This is a genomic window from Mycolicibacterium bacteremicum (assembly GCF_002086115.1).
In the GTDB taxonomy this organism is placed as follows: domain Bacteria; phylum Actinomycetota; class Actinomycetes; order Mycobacteriales; family Mycobacteriaceae; genus Mycobacterium; species Mycobacterium bacteremicum.
Genome location: NZ_MVHJ01000027.1, coordinates 55,546 through 71,390 on the forward strand (window position 1 = coordinate 55,546; position 15,845 = coordinate 71,390).

A 15,845-nucleotide genomic window follows, 5' to 3' on the forward strand; every position below is an offset into this window, starting at 1 on the left:
TGCCTGAGTGCGCCCGAAGGGATTCGAACCCCTAACCTTCTGATCCGTAGTCAGATGCTCTATCCGTTGAGCTACGGGCGCCTGGTCGTGTTATTCAATTCGGTACTGCTGGTCATACTCGGCGGAGGCGAGAGGATTTGAACCTCCGGTCCCCGGTAAGGGGGACAACTCATTAGCAGTGAGTCCCATTCGGCCGCTCTGGCACGCCTCCTGAACGATCTGAGGGTACCGGACCCCCGGAACCGCCGAGCGCACAGATTACACAGGCTGCCCGGCGGAAGGCAAAGCGCGAGTACGCGCACCCCTAGAATGGCCGGGTGACCGCCCGTCTGCGACCCGAGTTGGCCGACCTGCCCGCCTACACCCCCGGTCGCACGGTGCCCGGCGCCATCAAGATCGCCAGCAACGAGACCGTCGACGGCCCGCTGCCCGGTGTGCTGGACGCGATCACGGCCGCCGCCGCCGGGATCAACCGCTACCCCGACAACGGCTACCTCGACCTGCGCGAGCGGTTGGCCAAGCATGTCGACTTCACCCCGGAGAACATCTCGGTGGGCGCCGGCTCGGTCAGCCTGTGCCAGCAGCTCATCCAGATCACCTCCACCGTCGGTGACGAAGTGATCTTCGGGTGGCGCAGCTTCGAGATCTATCCGCTGCAGATCCGCACCGCCGGAGCGACCCCGGTGCCGGTGCCGCTGAAGGACCAGACCCACGATCTGGATGCCATGCTGGCCGCCGTCACCGACCGCACCCGGCTGATCTTCGTGTGCAACCCGAACAACCCCACCTCGACCGTCGTCGACCCCGCCGCGCTGGAGGCCTTCGTGGCCGCCGTCCGCTCGGACATCCTGGTCGTCATCGACGAGGCCTACGTCGAGTACATCCGCGACGGCCTGCTGCCCGACAGCCTGGGCCTGGTCCGGCGTTATCCGAATGTGGTTGTGCTGCGGACCTTCTCGAAGGCCTACGGACTCGCCGGCCTGCGGGTCGGCTACGCCGTCGCCGATCCGGACATCGTCACCGCACTGGGCAAGGTGTACGTGCCGTTCACCGCGACGACCATCTCCCAGGCCGCCGCGATCGCCTCCCTGGACGCCGCCGACGAACTGCTGGCCCGCACCGACGCGGTGGTCGACGAACGCGCCCGGGTGAGCGCGGCGCTGACCGCCATGGGCTACCGGTTGCCCTCCTCGCAGGCCAACTTCGTCTGGCTGGTGCTGCCCGGGCGCACCGACGAATTCACCAATGCCGCCGCCGACAACCGGCTGCTGGTGCGCCCATACGGTCAGGACGGCGTCCGGGTGACGGTCGCCGCGCCCCACGAGAACGACGCGTTCCTCGCGTTCGCCGAGCAGTGGATCGCAGGAGAGCAGCCATGAGACGCACGCTGGTGGCCGCCGGGACCGGATTGATCGCGCTCGGCCTGCTCACCGGCTGCGGACGCAGCACCGACGGCACGGTCGCGATGACCACCGAGCCCGGTCCGCCACTGACCTCGGAAACCACCACCAGTCGCAAACCGGTCATCCCTGGCCTGCCGGAGATCCCGGGTCTGCCCGACATCACCATCCCGGGCTTCCCCACCCAGGGCTCGGACACCCCCGATGTCCCGGCGCCGCCCGATGCGCTGACGATGACATGCGCGGACTACAACCAGCTCGACGAGGCCACTCAGAAGGCCGTCGTCAACGCCGTCCTCGAGGGCGACCAGTCCATCCTGGGCCCGGACAACATCGAGATCGCCAAGTCGCTGGCCGATGCGGTGTGCCAGTTCCTGGTCGACAGCACGGTCCGCGAAGTCCTGCTGGGCGGGCCCGTCCCCTAGCCTGCTCGACACCCGTTAGCCTGCAAGCCATGGCATACGAATCCGTGACCGTGGACATCGCCGACCACGTCGCCCGCGTGACGCTGATCGGTCCCGGCAAGGGCAATGCGATGGGGCCCGCGTTCTGGGCCGAACTGCCCCAGGTGTTCGGCGCGCTGGACGCCGATCCGGACGTCCGCGCCATCGTGCTGACCGGGTCGGGCAAGAACTTCAGCTACGGCCTGGACCTGGCCGCGATGGGCGCCACCATGCCCGGGCTGGACGCCGGCGCCAAGGATCGGCTGGGCTTCCACCAGAAGCTGACCACGATGCAGGGTGCGATCAATGCCGTCGCCGACTGCCGCACCCCGACCATCGCCTCGGTACACGGCTGGTGCATCGGCGGCGGGGTGGACCTGATCAGCGCGGTCGACATCCGTTATGCCAGTGCCGATGCCAAGTTCTCGGTGCGGGAGGTCAAGCTCGCGATCGTCGCCGACGTGGGCTCGCTGGCCCGGTTGCCGCTGATCCTGTCCGACGGACATCTGCGCGAACTTGCATTGACCGGTAAGGACATCGACGCCGCGCGCGCCGAGAAGATCAATCTGGTCAACGACGTCTACCCCGATGCCGAGGCCGCACTCGCGGCCGCGCACGCCACCGCCGCCGAGATCGCGGCCAACCCGCCGCTGACCGTGCACGGTGTCAAGGACGTCCTCGATCAACAGCGCATCGGCCGGGTCTCGGAGAGCCTGCGCTATGTGGCGGCCTGGAATTCGGCGTTCCTGCCGTCCAAGGATCTCGGCGAGGCGGTCACCGCGATGTTCCAGAAGCGCCCGCCCCAGTTCACCGGGGAGTAGCCGCACCCTTCAGCTGCTCGAGCAGCGCCAGCGACAGGAACGTCATCGGGCCCTTGTCCTCGAAGCGGTCCGAGACATTGCCCGCGATCCCGCCCTGGACCGCGAGTTCGCCGATCAGGTCCAGCTTCAGCTGCGGGCTGCCCGCGCTGAAGTCCAGGTCGGCCAGGTCGACCCACACGATATTGGGCCTGGTGGTCGACTCGTACACATAGCGCCGGTTGGTCAGATCGATGACCACCTGCCAAATGGTTTGTGAGGCATCGGGTTTACCCGGATCGGGGATGCGGAAGGGCTGCGCGGCATTGCGGATCACCGACAGCATCGCCGCGATCGCCTCGACCTGCCCGGCGGGTTCGGGCAGCCGGCCGGCGTAGTAGGTGGCCCTGGCGAACCGGGCGGCGGCTTCGGTGGAACCGGGCAACGGCTCGGTCCCGCCCAGCCCGGTGAAGGCCGTCACCAGTTCGAGTTGCTGATCGAAGGTCGGCGAATTGGTCATCACCCGATAGGCGCGGTCGTGGTAGACCTTCGCCGTCCCGTCGATGTATTCGATGATCGCCGAGTCGCCGGACGCATCGTCGAGGGCGAGGTGGATGGCCGGCGGCACCCCGCCGGTGGGATCGTCCATCTGCACCACCTGCACATCGGTCTGCGCGATCCAGGCCACCGCCTCGGCCACCGTGGCGAAGTTGTCCAGGAAGTACTGCAGCCAGATCGCCTGACTGAGTTGGGTGCGCGCGGCATCCGGTGTGCCATAAGTGGATTCGGCGAGCCACAACACATGACCGGCCAGGCCCGCCTCGTTGAGACCATCCACCGAGATGATGTCGAAGGCGGTGGCGATGACGCTGCCGTACTTCGAGGTCCAGGTGAGCCTGCCGGCCACCCCGTCATCACGCGTGATGCCGCGGGGCTGCTTCCACAGGTTGGTCATCAAATCCTTGTGGAAGTCCATGTTCCGTCCCACCAGGACGGCGCCGCCGGCTTCCGGCCAGATCACTCGGGTGCACACGCGCCACAGCGTAGCGATGTTCACAGAGCGGTGGCGGAGGGATTTGAACCCCCGGACGGTGTTAGCCGTCTCTCGCTTTCAAGGCGAGTGCATTAGGCCGCTCTGCCACGCCACCGTCCGACAGCCTAAGCGGTCTACACCCGTCCCAGCTTCGCGGGCCGCCCATCGGCCTGCAAACCGGCGCTGATCCGGCGACAGTTCTCCCCCATCGCGGTGATCTGCGCCCGGGACAGCCGGCCGAGATAGTGCGTGCGCACCTCCGTGCCGTAGGTCTGCATGGCCTCGGCCAGCAGTGCGCGGCCCTGATCGGTGATGGTGGCCAGCACGCCGCGCCGGTCATCCGGACTGGCGACGCGGGTGACCAGGTTCAGCTTCTCCAACCGGTGGATCTGCCGGGTCACCCGACTGGGCAGCGACATCAGTCCTTCGGCGAGATCCCCCATCCGCGCCGAACCGCTGTCGGAAGTGTCCAGGATGTCGAGCAGTCGGACATCGTTGAGCGCCAGCCCGTGGTTGTCCACCAGCGATCTGTTCAGTGTTGCGTAGATCCGCAGAGCCGAGTCCAGAAAGTTTTGCCACGATTTCTGTTCGGCGATATCGAGCCCCGGCATACTGCTTGCCGTTCGTCCCCCCACCAATGCTTCCATCGGGTAATCGTACTTTTGGGAGGCCGAGTAGCCTAGCGGGAATGAAGGCCATCGTTGCGGTTTCAACCGAACGTATGACATGGCAAGAAGTCCCTGACGTCGCAGCTCACGCAGGTGAAGTGATCATCCGGGTGACCGCGGCCGGGGTCAACCGGGCCGACCTGCTACAGGCCGCCGGTAGCTACCCGCCGCCGCCCGGCGCCAGCGACATCATGGGCCTGGAAGTGTCGGGCACCATCGTCGAACTCGGCGACGGTGTCACCGGTTGGTCGGTGGGCCAGCCGGTGTGCGCTTTGCTGGCCGGTGGCGGATATGCCGAGTACGCCGCTGTCCCCGCGGCGCAGCTTTTGCCGGTGCCCGACGGGGTCGGCCTGCATGAGGCGGCCGCCCTGCCGGAGGTCGCCTGCACGGTCTGGTCCAACCTGATGATGACGGCGCGGTTGACGCCGGGTGCGTTACTGCTCGTCCACGGGGGTGGCAGCGGTATCGGCACGCACGCCATCCAGGTCGCCCGCGAGCTCGGTGCCCGGGTCGCGGTGACCGCGGGATCGGCGGAGAAGCTGGCGCTGTGCACCGAACTGGGCGCCGAGATCGCCATCAACTACCACGACGAGGACTTCGTCGAGCGGGTTTCCGCGGCCGGCGGCGCCGACGTCGTCTTCGACATCATGGGCGCCAAATACCTGGACCGGAACATCGATGCACTCGCCGCCGGCGGACGACTGGTGATCATCGGCATGCAGGGCGGTATCAAGGCCGAACTGAACATCGCGAAGTTGCTCGGCAAACGCGCCGGCGTGATCGGCACCGCGCTGCGCTCCCGTCCGGTCGACGGCCCCGACGGCAAGGGCGCCATCGTCGCGCAGGTGACCGAGCATGTCTGGCCGTTGATCGCGGCCGGGAAGGTCCGCCCGCTCATCGGCGCCGAACTGCCGATCGAGGAGGCCGCCGAGGCGCACGCGCTGTTGGCCGCGGGCAAGGTGACCGGCAAGGTGCTGCTGAACGTCGCCGAGCGGCGTGGGGCCTAACCCAGCGAGGCCAGCACCCGCACCAGCTGATCGACCTCGGCCGCGGTGCTGTAGTGCGACAGCCCGATGCTGACGGCACCGCCGATGTCGTTGACGCCCAGCGCATCCAGTACCCGGGAGTGCTTGCTGCTGCTGACCAGCACGCCGTTGTCGGCCAGCCGCTGGATCACCCGATCGGCGGGCACCCCGTGCACGGCCAGGCTGAGCACCGGGATCCGTTCGACCGGATCGCCGAGCACCATCACCAGCGGCAGCGACCGCAGCGAGGACAGCAGGTAGGCGAACAGCCGGTCCAGGTAGGCGGCCGAGGACTCCAACGACACCGCCAGCCGCTCGCGGCGCGATCCGGTGGCGGCCTCGTCCAGGTTGGCCAGGTACTCGATGCTCGCCACGACACCGCCGAGCAGGCCGAACTGGTGGATGCCGGTTTCCAGCCGGGCCGGGCCGGTGGCATCGGGGTCCAGCGAGATGGAACTGAACTGGTCGATGACGGCCGGATCGCGGAAGACCAGTGCGCCGATCGGCGGCCCGCCCCACGCGACGGCGTTGAGGGCCACCACGTCGGCGTCGATATCGTCGATATCGATCAGCCGGTACGGCGCGGCCGCCGAGTGGTCGACGATCACCAGCCCGCTGTTCTCGTGCACCAGCTTGGTGACCGGGGTCAGGTCCGTGACGGTTCCCAGCGTCGCCGACGCCGAGGTGATGGCGACCAGCCGGGTGGGCCCGGTGATCAGGCTCTCCCACTGATAGGTGGGCAGCTCACCGGTCTCGATGTCGACCTCGGCCCACTTGACCTTGGCCCCGTACCGGTTGGCGGCACGCAGCCACGGCGCGATGTTGGCCTCGTCGTCGAGACGGGAAAGAACGATCTCGTAGCCCAGCCCGACCTTCACCGATGCGGCGTCGGCCAGTGAGGTCAGCAGCCCGGCACGGTCGGCGCCGAGCACGACACCATCCGGGTCGGCGCCGACGAAATCGGCGATGGCCTGCCGGGCCGCGGCCAGCACGGTGGCGCTGCGCCGCGCCGAGGGGTGCGGACCGGTGGCGATGGGCTTGGAGCCCCGGAACGCGGTGGACACCGTGGTCGCCACCGAATCCGGTAGCAGCATCCCGTTCTGCGCATCGAGATGCACCCAGCCGTCGCCCAACGACGGGTGCAACCCACGCACCCGGGCAACGTCGTACACCATGTCAGCCACCTTAGAGCGTCTGTGAATCGCACAGACGGACACACATCGGGTTGCAGATCCTGCCGCGCTGCAGGGACCCGGCCCGGATCACTTCGGCAGCCATACTAATGCAGGCCGTCGCGCGACCGGGGTGCTAATCACCTTGTTGTTGCTGGTGTGCACGGGAGCAACACCGGCCATGGCCACGAGCTCGGCCCGGACCGGGAGGACTAGTCTCGGACACCATGACGATCCACCCCGGCGATGACGACAACGTCGAGATCCTCACCTCTGACGCGGCCCCGTCCGATGGCGACGACGACAAGGGCCTGACCGATCTGATCGAGCAACCCGCCAAGGTCATGCGGATCGGCACGATGATCAAACAGCTGCTCGAAGAGGTGCGGGCGGCACCGCTGGACGAGGCCAGCCGCAGCAAGCTGGCCCGTATCCACAGCAGCAGCATCCGCGAGCTCGAAGAGGGCCTGGCCCCCGAACTGCGCGAGGAGCTGCAACGCCTGACGCTGCCGTTCAGCGATGACACCGTGCCCACCGACAGCGAGCTGCGCATCGCGCAGGCCCAGCTGGTCGGCTGGCTGGAGGGCCTGTTCCACGGCATCCAGACCGCGCTGTTCGCCCAGCAGATGGCGGCCCGCGCGCAGCTGGAGCAGATGCGCCAGCTGCCGCCGGGCGCGGTGCCCGGCCAGCGCGGCCCGGCACACCCGGGCACCGGGCAATACCTGTAGCCGCCCGTGTCCGACAGTCCGTTCATCGCCACTCAGAACGCGTGGGTGGAGTTCCCGATCTTCGACGCGAAATCGCGGTCGTTGAAGAAGGCCTTCCTCGGCAAGGCCGGCGGCACCATCGGCCGCAACGAGTCCAATGTCGTGGTCATCGAGGCGTTGCGGGATATCACCATGTCGCTGCAGATGGGCGATCGCGTCGGCCTGGTGGGGCACAACGGCGCGGGCAAATCGACACTGCTGCGGTTGCTGTCGGGCATCTACGAGCCCACCCGCGGGTCGGCGACGGTGCGCGGCCGGGTGGCCCCGGTCTTCGACCTCGGCGTCGGGATGGATCCGGAGATCTCCGGGTTCGAGAACATCATCATCCGCGGTCTGTTCCTGGGCCAGACCCGCAAGCAGATGCTGGCCAAGGTCGACGAGATCGCCGAGTTCACCGAGCTCGGTGACTACCTGTCGATGCCGCTGCGCACCTACTCCACCGGCATGCGGGTGCGGTTGGCGATGGGCGTGGTCACCAGCATCGACCCGGAGATCCTGCTGCTCGACGAGGGTATCGGCGCGGTCGATGCGGAGTTCATGAAGAAGGCCCGCACCCGCCTGCAGGATCTGGTGGCACGCTCGGGGATCCTGGTGTTCGCCAGCCATTCCAACGAGTTCCTGGCCCAGCTGTGCACGTCGGCGATGTGGATCGACCACGGTACCGTCCGGATGACGGGTGGGATCGAGGACGTGGTCGGCGCCTACGAGGGACCGGATGCGGCCCGGCACGTGCGCGAGGTGCTGCAGGAGAACGCGCGTGGCGATGCACTCTGAGTCGGTGATCGCGGTCGTCGTCACCCACCGCCGCGTCGAGGCGCTCTCGGTGTCGCTGGACGCGGTGGCAGGTCAGACCCGCCGGCCCGATCATCTGATCGTCGTCGACAACGACGACGATCCGGCGGTGGCCGATCTGGTCGCCGCCCAGCCGGTGCCGACCACCTATCTCGGATCCCGCCGGAACCTGGGTGGCGCAGGCGGTTTCGCGCTCGGCATGCTGCATGCACTGGCCCTGGGCGCGGACTGGGTGTGGCTGGCCGACGATGACGGGCGGCCCGCCGACTCATCGGTGCTGGCCACCCTGATGGCCTGCGCCGACCGGCACGCGCTGGCCGCGGTGTCGCCGATGGTGTGCGACCTCGACGATCCGAGCCGGCTGGCCTTCCCGCTGCGCCGCGGTGTCGCGTGGCGCAGGCATGTGTCGGAACTGAAGGTCGATTCGTCGGACGACCTGCTGCCCGGCATCGCCTCGCTGTTCAACGGGGCTCTGTTCGCCGCGTCCACCCTGGAGGCGGTCGGGGTGCCCGACCTGCGGCTTTTCATCCGCGGCGACGAGACCGATGTGCACCGCCGCCTGGTGCTGTCCGGCCTGCCCTTCGGCACCTGCCTGGATGCGTCGTACCTGCACCCACACGGCGCCGACGAGTTCAAGCCGATCCTGGGTGGCCGCATGCACACGCAGTATCCCGATGATGCGGCCAAGCGGTACTTCACCTACCGCAATCGCGGATATCTGCAGGCGCAGCGCGGTATGCGGGGCCTGGTCCCGCAGGAGTGGGTGCGCTTCGGCTGGTACTTCCTGGTGACCCGGCGCGACCCGGCGGGGCTGCGGGAGTGGGTGCGCTTGCGGAAGTCGGGGCGCCAGGAGAAGTTCGAGAGGTTTGGTGGCAGGGCATGACCATCGTTGACGCCGCGGCACAGTCGAAGACGATGGCGCGCGCCTGGGGTGACATGACCGCCGGGTTCGGCAAGCGCGAGCTGTGGCTGCACCTGGGGTGGCAGGACATCAAGCAGCGCTACCGGCGCTCGGTGCTCGGCCCGTTCTGGATCACCATCGCCACCGGCACCATGGCCGTCGCGCTGGGCGGGTTGTACTCCAAGCTGTTCAAACTCGAACTGTCCGAACACCTGCCGTATGTCACGCTCGGCCTGATCATCTGGAATCTGATCAACGCGGCCATCCTCGAGGGCGCCGATGTGTTCGTCGCCAACGAGGGGCTGATCAAGCAACTCCCGACGCCGCTGAGCGTGCACGTCTACCGGCTGGTGTGGCGACAGGTGCTGTTGTTCGCCCACAACATCATCATCTTCGTGGTGATCGCGATCATCTTCCCGCAACCGTGGAAGTGGACCGACCTGGCCTTCATCCCCGCGCTGTTCCTGATCGTGCTCAATTGTGTCTGGGTCGCACTGGTTTTCGGCATCCTGGCCACCCGCTACCGCGATATCAGCCCGTTGCTGTTCAGCCTGGTGCAGCTGCTGTTCTACATGACCCCGATCATCTGGAACGACGAGACACTGCGCACCCAGGGCGCCGGCGGCTGGGCCAAGATCATCGAGTTCAACCCGCTGCTGCACTACGTCGACATCGTGCGCGCACCGCTGCTGGGCGCCGACCAGGAGCTGCGGCACTGGATCGTGGTGCTGGTGTGCACGGTGGTCGGCTGGATCTGTGCGGCCTTCGCGATGCGTCAGTACCGCGCGCGCGTGGCGTATTGGGTGTAAGCACTTCAGGTGTGTCACACGCTGGGCTCGTCGGTCGCGCGGACGAGTCGCGCGCGCTGCGGGCGCTCCTGACCCGCGCCCGCAACGGCTTCGGCGGCGCGAGGGTGTTGCGCGGCGACCCGGGCATCGGCAAGACCGCGCTACTGAACGCCGTCACCACGGAGCTCACGGATTTCGACGTCATCCGCTGCGACGGGTTCGAGGCCGAACTGGGCATGCCGTATGCGGCCCTGCACCGCATGGGACGGCCACTGTCGTCCCATCTGGATTCGCTACCCGCCCGCCAGCGACAGGCCCTCGCCGTGGCCTGGGGCGCCGACGGTCCGGCACCGGATCAGTTCCTGGTCGGACTCGGTACCCTCGGCCTGTTCGCCGCGGCCGGTACCGTACGGCCGCTGATCTGTGTGATCGACGATGCGCAGTGGCTCGATGCCGAGTCGCGCGATGTGCTGGCCTTCGTCGCCCGCCGGCTGCAGGCCGAGTCCACGGTGCTGTTGTTCGCCGCGCGGGACACCCCCGACGTCGAGGACCAGCTGGCCGGTATCGAGACGCTGCGCATCGACGGGCTGGACACCGCCTCGGCGGTCCGGTTGCTGACCTCCACCGCGCCGGAGGTCGTCGACCCGCACGCCGCCCGGCAGATCGCCGAGGCCGCCGGCGGAAACCCGTTGGCGCTCATCGACCTCGCGCGTGAGCTGAGCACGGCCCAGCTCACCGAGTTCTCTGTTTCCGCTGCGCCGGTGCCGATCAGCACCCGGCTGGAGGAGCACTATCTGCGGCGGGTCCGGGAGATGCCACCCGACGTGCAGACCTGGCTGCTGCTGGCGGCCGCCGAACCCAGCGGACACCCCGAGCTGATCGCCGCCGCCGCCGTCGATCTCGGCCTTCCCGCCGACTGTGGGCAGCTGGCCCAACGCGGCGGGCTGGTGCGCACCGGCGACCGGATCACCTTCCGCCATCCGCTGGTCCGCTCCGCGGTGTACGGCGCTGCGGCCGGCGCTCCGCGACGCCGGGTGCAGGGTGCGCTGGCCCGCCAGGCCGCACGGCTGGAGCTCGTCGAACTGGCGGCCTGGCATGCCGCGGAGGCCACCGCGTCCACCGACCCCGATGTCGCCGACCGACTGGAATCGGTGGCCGACACGGCCCGCCGGCGTGGCGGTCTGACGTCGCAGGCACATCTGCTGGCCCGCTCGGCCGACCTCACCCCGGCCGGGCACCTGCGCAACGACCGGCTGCTGGCCGCCGCCGAGATCGCCGCCGACGTCGGTGCCGCGCAGCTGTCCGCTCAGCTGCTCGACCGCCTCGACGAGGCCCACCTCGACGGTCTGCAACGCGGCCGGATCCTGATGGTGCGCAGTGGGCTGGCCATGTTCACCGCCGATCCGGTGGGCACCGTCCGCTCACCCCGCGACATGTTGCGTGCCGCGGCCGAATTCCACACCAGCGCAGCCGATCGCGAGCAGCGAGCGCTGCTGCGGGCGTTCGATCTCTCACTGGCGACCGAGCATCTGATGGAGGGCACCTCACTCGAGGAGATCGGCCGCCGACTGGCCGCGGGCGCGCAGACCGCCACCGGGCTCGCCGCAATCCTGCTGTCCGCGATCAGCGCCCATATCCTGGCGCCCTATGAGCGGGCGGTACCGCTGATGCGGGCCGCCCTCGACGGGCTGTTCGCACTCGACGACGACGAGCTGCCCAGGTACGGATTCTCCGGGATCGCCCTCGCCGTGGCGCTTTTTGATTCTGCGGCCGGGGCTGCCTATCTGGACAGACTGGCCGCCATCGCCGCCGGGTCCGGGGCGCTTCGTGACCTCGACGCTGCGCTGTGGGTGCGCACGATGTTCGAGATCGGGCGAGGCGATCCGGCGGCCTCCGGGGCGTACATCGAGCGGGTGCGCGAGATCCGCCGAGCCATTGGGTATGACGCGGAGAACGTCATCAACGTCGCGTATCTGATCTGGACCGGTATGCCCCGCGACGACGCGGAGATGATCGCCGCAGCCACGCGCGCCATGGGTTTCGGCGGTGTGGAACATGCGGCGACCGGCGCGCTGGCGACCCGCGACATCGCCGACGGCCGCTACGCCGAGGCTTACGAACAGCTGCGGACCATGCTCGCGACCCCGTTCCTGCAACCGAGCTATCTGCAATTGCCGGACCTGGTGGAGGCCGCGGTCCGCAGCGGCCGGCGTACCGAGGCGGCCGGCATAGCGGCCCAGCTGACGTCGATGGCCGCCGCGAGTCCGACGCCGTGGCTGCGCGGTCTGGATCAGCGGTGCCGCGCACTGCTGGCCGCCGCGGAGGAGGCCGAGGACCATCACCGCAGCGCCGTCGAATTGCTGTCCGCAGCAGACGTTCCCGCCGATCTGGGCCGCGCCCACCTACTCTACGGAGAGTGGTTGCGCCGGATGCGGCGGCGTCGCGACGCACGCGAACAGTTGCAGGCCGCGGCGGACATCTTCGACCGGATCGAGGCGCCGGCCTTCGCCGCGCGGGCCCGCGCCGAACTGGCGGCGACCGGGGCGAAGATCCGCGACCGTGAGCTGGTGTCCGGGGTGGAGCTGTCCACCCAGGAGGCGACCGTCGCCCGGATGGCCGCCGACGGACACACCAACGCCGAGATCGGCGCAGCGCTGTTCATCAGCGCGAACACGGTGGACTATCACCTGCGCAAAGTGTTCGGCAAGCTCGGTGTCTCGTCTCGGCGCCAACTCACCGAGCACTTCGACCGGTCCTGACTACGCACTACACGTGGTCCGCATCTCGCGTGCGGACCGAAGACTGGACACATGCCGTTCGTCACCACCGAAGACGGCGCCCGGATCTTCTACAAGGACTGGGGCGCCGGGGAAAGTCCGGTGCTGCTCAGCCACGGTTGGCCGGTGAACGCGGACAGCTGGGAAACGACCGCACTGCTGCTCGCCGAGGGCGGGCACCGTGTCATCGCCCATGACCGGCGTGGGTACGGCCGCTCCACCCAGACCTGGCACGGCAACGAGATGGACAGCTACGCCGACGATCTGGCGACCCTGATCGACGCCCTGGACCTGTCCGCGGTGACGTTGGTCGGACACTCCATCGGGGGCGCCGAGGTCGTCCGCTACATCGGGCGGCACGGCACCGGCCGGGTCGCCCGGCTGGTGCTTGTGAGCACCGGACCGCTCGCCGACACCGATGCGCTGCGCGCCCGGCACACCGCGGACAGATCACAGTTCTATCGTGAGCTTGCCGGCGGCCCGATCTTCGGACACGCTGTCTCGCAGGGTATCCGGGACGCCTACTGGCTGCAGGCGATGTCCGGGGGCCACCGCGGCACAACCGCGGGCATCACCGCCTTCTCGACCATCGGGTTCGGCCGTGACCTCGCCCGCGTCGATGTTCCCACCCTGATCATCCATGGCGGCGCTGACGAATTGGTGCCGCCGGACACCGGCGGCCGGCGCACCGCCGAGATCGTCGACACGGCCGTCCTGAAGATCTACGACGGCCGACCACACGCACTACCCGCCACCGACCGTGACCGGCTGCATGCCGATCTCCTGGAGTTCATCGACAATCGAGAGGAAACATCATGAGCGAAACCCCCTGCGACACCATCGTCCTGGTACACGGACTGTGGATGACGCCACGCAGCTGGGAAGGCTGGAAGGCACATTACGAGGCCAAGGGTTACCGGGTGCTCACACCCGCCTACCCCGGGTTCGAGATCGAGGTCGAGGAGCTGCGCAAGAACCCCGACATCATCGCCAACCTGACGGTGCCCGAGACCGTCGACCACCTGGCGAGCGTCATCGAATCGGTAGAGGTACCGCCGATCATCATCGGGCACTCGTTCGGCGGCACGCTGACACAGCTGCTGTTGGCCCGAGGGCTGGGCGCGGCGGCGGTCGTGGTCGATTCGGCGCCCACCGAGGGCGTGCGGGTCAATCCGCTGTCCCAGGTGAAGTCGTTGTTCCCGGCGTTGAAGAATCCGGCCAACATCCACAAGGCCGTCGGCTTCACCCAGGAGGAGTTTCACTACGCCTTCACCAACACGCTGTCGCGTGAGGAGTCCGACAAGGTGTGGGAGCGCTATGCCATTGCCGCACCGGGCAGTTGGGTGTGGTCCTACGGCCTGATCGCCAACTTCAAGCCGGGCCACCAGGAGACCTGGGTCGACTACACCGCCGACCGGGCCCCGTTGCTGTTCATCGGTGGGGAGAAGGACCACATCATGCCGCCGGCGGTGAACAAGTCGAATGCCAAGCACTACGCGAAGTCGCCTGCGGTCACCGAGTATTACGAGTTCGCCGGCCGCGACCACTGGACGTGCGCCGCCCCGGGCTGGGAGGCCGTCGCCGACCATGCGCTGGACTGGGCTCTGGCATACGCCGACACCAAACCCCGCGGAAGGCACGTCAGCTGAGTCATCCGTCGGCTTCATCCGGCGGTCATCCCGACGCCACCGCGCGGTCGGCTGCGCAGCGTTCAATGGCGTCCCATGACCGACACCGTCACCCCTGAGAACGCCGACAACACCGCGCCTGCTGCCGACACCTTCATCGACGCCGAGATCGTGCCAGTACCGGATCCCGACAGTCGTCGTTACGTCCGCGATGTGCTCGAGCGTCAGCTCGACGCCGGCCATGACCTGAGCGTCCAGCTGGTCGAGGCCACCACCGAGGCAGCTGTCGCGTTGGTCGAGTCACCGGCCAAGGTGATCGCGGCGATCCGCAGCGGGGCCACCCTGCCCGCCGCTTTCGGCGAGACCAACGAGGCGGTGCAGGATGCCGTCCTGATGGCGGGCAGCCGCATCCGCACCGCGGTCGGCGCGTACGTGAATCAGCAGGCGCCACTGCCGAATGCGGTGATCATCGGCGCGGCCGAGGTGGCCGCGGCGACGGTGCGTGGACAGGGTGAACTGGTGGCGGCGGCCGTCGACGGCGCGTTCGAAGTGGCCGCCACTGCTGGGCGGCGTGGCGATGTGCGTGATGCGATCGACCGGGAGTGGAGCGAGTTCAACGCCACCGCGGTGTCCGTCCGCGACGCCGTCGAGGCACGCTTCGTGGTGGCCCGCCAGTCGATCCGGGACGCCATCTCCTGAAGAATCGCTGCCCGTGACCATCTCACTGGCAGGACCGGACGGCACCGAACTCGTAGCCGAGGTGACGGGGTCGGGGCCACCGGTCGTCTTCGTGCACGGATCCAATGGTGACCTGAACTCGTGGGCCGACATCGCCGGCCGGCTCACCGGTTACCGGGTCGTCCGCTACACCCGGCGGAACCATCCGCCGAGCGGGATCGGTCCGGCTCCGAACAGCTTCGACGCCGAGGCCGGGGACCTGCATGCCGTACTCGGTTCGGTCGGGCGCGCCCACGTGGTCGGGGCGTCCTACGGGGCAACGGTGGCGTTGCACGCCGCGCTGGCCGACAGCAGCCGGGTGGCCTCGCTGGCCCTGTTCGAGCCACCGCTGCTGCTGACGGGCGCCCGCTTGGCGCCGGCGATCGAGCAATATCAGCGGCTCTTCACCACCGTGCGGTACGCCGACGCGTTGGAGCTGTTCCTGCGCGAAGCGGCTCAGATCCCGGACGATGTGCTGGCTTCCGGCCCGCCCATCCCTGATGATCCGGTCGCGGCGATGAGCGCGCTCGCCGACCTGGAGGCGATGGCCGGGGATGACGGCTCGGTGCAGCGCTGGGCTGCGATCAGCGTGCCGGTGCTGCTGATGCAGGGCGGTGCGAGCTGGCCGCCATTGCCCGAGGGGATGGATGCGCTGGCCGCGGCGCTGCCGACCGCCCAGCGCGTGGTGTGGGACGAGCACTCGCATTTCGCCACGGTGACGGCGCCGGAGTTGGTGGCCGAGGCGGTGCAGGAGTTCCTGGACGGGCTGGCGTAGGGCGGCATCGTTTCGACGGACCACCGTGTCGGTGGGCGATGGCATAATCGCACATATGTTCGATAGTCGAGATGTGGGTACCCATCTCGATACCGCGCGCGACCAACTGCGCGCCGAACGCGCGGCGGTGGCCGCCAAGGTGCTGGCCGCCGGGCGGTTCGC

General features: G+C 68.5%; 16 protein-coding genes and 3 tRNA genes. 13 read left to right on the forward strand and 6 right to left on the reverse strand.

The window, feature by feature from the left end:
• Positions 1–8 precede the first annotated feature (8 nt).
• Both BST17_RS23090 and BST17_RS23095 read right to left on the reverse strand, forming a co-directional pair.
• Positions 9–81: transfer RNA gene (locus BST17_RS23090), tRNA-Arg, on the reverse strand.
• Positions 82–122: 41 nt separating this feature from the next.
• Positions 123–211, reverse strand: a tRNA-Ser gene (locus tag BST17_RS23095).
• A gap of 106 nt (positions 212–317) precedes the next feature.
• On the opposite strand from BST17_RS23095, the gene hisC reads away from it, so the two are divergent.
• Genes hisC through BST17_RS23110 form a run of 3 tightly spaced genes read left to right on the forward strand, consistent with a single transcriptional unit; the run spans position 318 to position 2,664 of the window.
• Positions 318–1,379, forward strand: a complete 1,062-nt coding sequence (hisC, locus tag BST17_RS23100; protein WP_083061234.1) for a histidinol-phosphate transaminase — start codon at positions 318–320, stop codon at positions 1,377–1,379.
• Positions 1,376–1,825, forward strand: coding sequence for a hypothetical protein (locus BST17_RS23105; RefSeq protein ID WP_083061235.1), 450 nt, complete (start codon positions 1,376–1,378; stop codon positions 1,823–1,825). Before hisC ends, BST17_RS23105 begins: the two co-directional genes overlap by 4 nt.
• A gap of 29 nt (positions 1,826–1,854) precedes the next feature.
• Positions 1,855–2,664: a crotonase/enoyl-CoA hydratase family protein gene (locus tag BST17_RS23110; protein WP_083061236.1), complete on the forward strand. Its 810-nt coding sequence runs from the start codon at positions 1,855–1,857 to the stop codon at positions 2,662–2,664.
• On the opposite strand, the gene BST17_RS23115 is transcribed toward BST17_RS23110, so the two are convergent.
• The 3 genes from BST17_RS23115 to BST17_RS23125 form a co-directional block, all read right to left on the reverse strand.
• Positions 2,651–3,673 (reverse strand): bile salt hydrolase, encoded by a 1,023-nt coding sequence (locus BST17_RS23115; RefSeq protein WP_083061237.1) that lies wholly within the window; start codon positions 3,671–3,673, stop codon positions 2,651–2,653. The genes BST17_RS23110 and BST17_RS23115 overlap by 14 nt on opposite strands.
• Positions 3,674–3,701: 28 nt before the next feature.
• Positions 3,702–3,788: transfer RNA gene (locus BST17_RS23120), tRNA-Ser, on the reverse strand.
• A 19-nt stretch (positions 3,789–3,807) separates the two neighbouring features.
• Positions 3,808–4,320 carry a MarR family winged helix-turn-helix transcriptional regulator gene (locus BST17_RS23125; protein ID WP_083061238.1) on the reverse strand — a complete coding sequence of 171 codons (513 nt, stop codon included), beginning with the start codon at positions 4,318–4,320 and terminating at the stop codon, positions 3,808–3,810.
• Positions 4,321–4,361: 41 nt separating this feature from the next.
• On the opposite strand from BST17_RS23125, the gene BST17_RS23130 reads away from it, so the two are divergent.
• Positions 4,362–5,348, forward strand: a complete 987-nt coding sequence (locus BST17_RS23130; RefSeq protein WP_083061239.1) for an NAD(P)H-quinone oxidoreductase — start codon at positions 4,362–4,364, stop codon at positions 5,346–5,348.
• Here BST17_RS23130 and BST17_RS23135 read toward each other — a convergent pair.
• Positions 5,345–6,541: a cysteine desulfurase-like protein gene (locus BST17_RS23135; RefSeq protein ID WP_083061240.1), complete on the reverse strand. Its 1,197-nt coding sequence runs from the start codon at positions 6,539–6,541 to the stop codon at positions 5,345–5,347. The genes BST17_RS23130 and BST17_RS23135 overlap by 4 nt on opposite strands.
• 224 nt (positions 6,542–6,765) lie before the next feature.
• Between BST17_RS23135 and BST17_RS23140 the strand changes: the two genes are divergently transcribed.
• The 9 genes from BST17_RS23140 to BST17_RS23180 all read left to right on the forward strand — a co-directional run bounded on the left by BST17_RS23140 (position 6,766) and on the right by BST17_RS23180 (position 15,683).
• Positions 6,766–7,266 carry a bacterial proteasome activator family protein gene (locus BST17_RS23140; RefSeq protein WP_083061241.1) on the forward strand — a complete coding sequence of 167 codons (501 nt, stop codon included), beginning with the start codon at positions 6,766–6,768 and terminating at the stop codon, positions 7,264–7,266.
• Between the two features lie 6 nt (positions 7,267–7,272).
• Positions 7,273–8,079 carry a galactan export ABC transporter ATP-binding subunit Wzt/RfbE gene (wzt, locus tag BST17_RS23145; protein ID WP_083061242.1) on the forward strand — a complete coding sequence of 269 codons (807 nt, stop codon included), beginning with the start codon at positions 7,273–7,275 and terminating at the stop codon, positions 8,077–8,079.
• Positions 8,069–8,980 (forward strand): galactofuranosyltransferase GlfT1, encoded by a 912-nt coding sequence (gene glfT1, locus BST17_RS23150; RefSeq protein WP_083061255.1) that lies wholly within the window; start codon positions 8,069–8,071, stop codon positions 8,978–8,980. The genes wzt and glfT1 overlap by 11 nt, the downstream gene beginning before the upstream one ends.
• A complete protein-coding gene (gene wzm / locus BST17_RS23155; protein ID WP_083061243.1) occupies positions 8,977–9,807 on the forward strand; it encodes a galactan export ABC transporter permease subunit Wzm/RfbD in 831 nt (276 codons plus the stop codon). The genes glfT1 and wzm overlap by 4 nt, the downstream gene beginning before the upstream one ends.
• A gap of 11 nt (positions 9,808–9,818) precedes the next feature.
• Entirely contained in the window at positions 9,819–12,545 is a 2,727-nt protein-coding gene (locus BST17_RS23160) for a helix-turn-helix transcriptional regulator (RefSeq protein ID WP_083061244.1), read from the forward strand.
• Between the two features lie 51 nt (positions 12,546–12,596).
• Positions 12,597–13,382, forward strand: a complete 786-nt coding sequence (locus tag BST17_RS23165; protein WP_083061245.1) for an alpha/beta fold hydrolase — start codon at positions 12,597–12,599, stop codon at positions 13,380–13,382.
• On the forward strand, positions 13,379–14,212 hold the full coding sequence (locus tag BST17_RS23170) for an alpha/beta hydrolase (RefSeq protein WP_083061246.1): 834 nt from the start codon (positions 13,379–13,381) through the stop codon (positions 14,210–14,212). Before BST17_RS23165 ends, BST17_RS23170 begins: the two co-directional genes overlap by 4 nt.
• A gap of 75 nt (positions 14,213–14,287) precedes the next feature.
• Positions 14,288–14,890 (forward strand): hypothetical protein, encoded by a 603-nt coding sequence (locus BST17_RS23175; protein ID WP_083061247.1) that lies wholly within the window; start codon positions 14,288–14,290, stop codon positions 14,888–14,890.
• A gap of 13 nt (positions 14,891–14,903) precedes the next feature.
• Positions 14,904–15,683, forward strand: a complete 780-nt coding sequence (locus BST17_RS23180; RefSeq protein ID WP_083061248.1) for an alpha/beta fold hydrolase — start codon at positions 14,904–14,906, stop codon at positions 15,681–15,683.
• Positions 15,684–15,845 lie beyond the last annotated feature (162 nt).

Coding starts and splice junctions, on each gene's coding strand:
- BST17_RS23105 (WP_083061235.1), top strand. CDS start 1,376: ATGAGACGCACGCTGGTGGCCGCCGGGACCGGATTGATCGCGCTCGGC.
- BST17_RS23110 (WP_083061236.1), top strand. CDS start 1,855: ATGGCATACGAATCCGTGACCGTGGACATCGCCGACCACGTCGCCCGC.
- BST17_RS23125 (WP_083061238.1), bottom strand. CDS start 4,320: ATGGAAGCATTGGTGGGGGGACGAACGGCAAGCAGTATGCCGGGGCTC.
- BST17_RS23130 (WP_083061239.1), top strand. CDS start 4,362: ATGAAGGCCATCGTTGCGGTTTCAACCGAACGTATGACATGGCAAGAA.
- BST17_RS23135 (WP_083061240.1), bottom strand. CDS start 6,541: ATGGTGTACGACGTTGCCCGGGTGCGTGGGTTGCACCCGTCGTTGGGC.
- BST17_RS23140 (WP_083061241.1), top strand. CDS start 6,766: ATGACGATCCACCCCGGCGATGACGACAACGTCGAGATCCTCACCTCT.
- glfT1 (WP_083061255.1), top strand. CDS start 8,069: ATGCACTCTGAGTCGGTGATCGCGGTCGTCGTCACCCACCGCCGCGTC.
- wzm (WP_083061243.1), top strand. CDS start 8,977: ATGACCATCGTTGACGCCGCGGCACAGTCGAAGACGATGGCGCGCGCC.
- BST17_RS23165 (WP_083061245.1), top strand. CDS start 12,597: ATGCCGTTCGTCACCACCGAAGACGGCGCCCGGATCTTCTACAAGGAC.
- BST17_RS23170 (WP_083061246.1), top strand. CDS start 13,379: ATGAGCGAAACCCCCTGCGACACCATCGTCCTGGTACACGGACTGTGG.
- BST17_RS23175 (WP_083061247.1), top strand. CDS start 14,288: ATGACCGACACCGTCACCCCTGAGAACGCCGACAACACCGCGCCTGCT.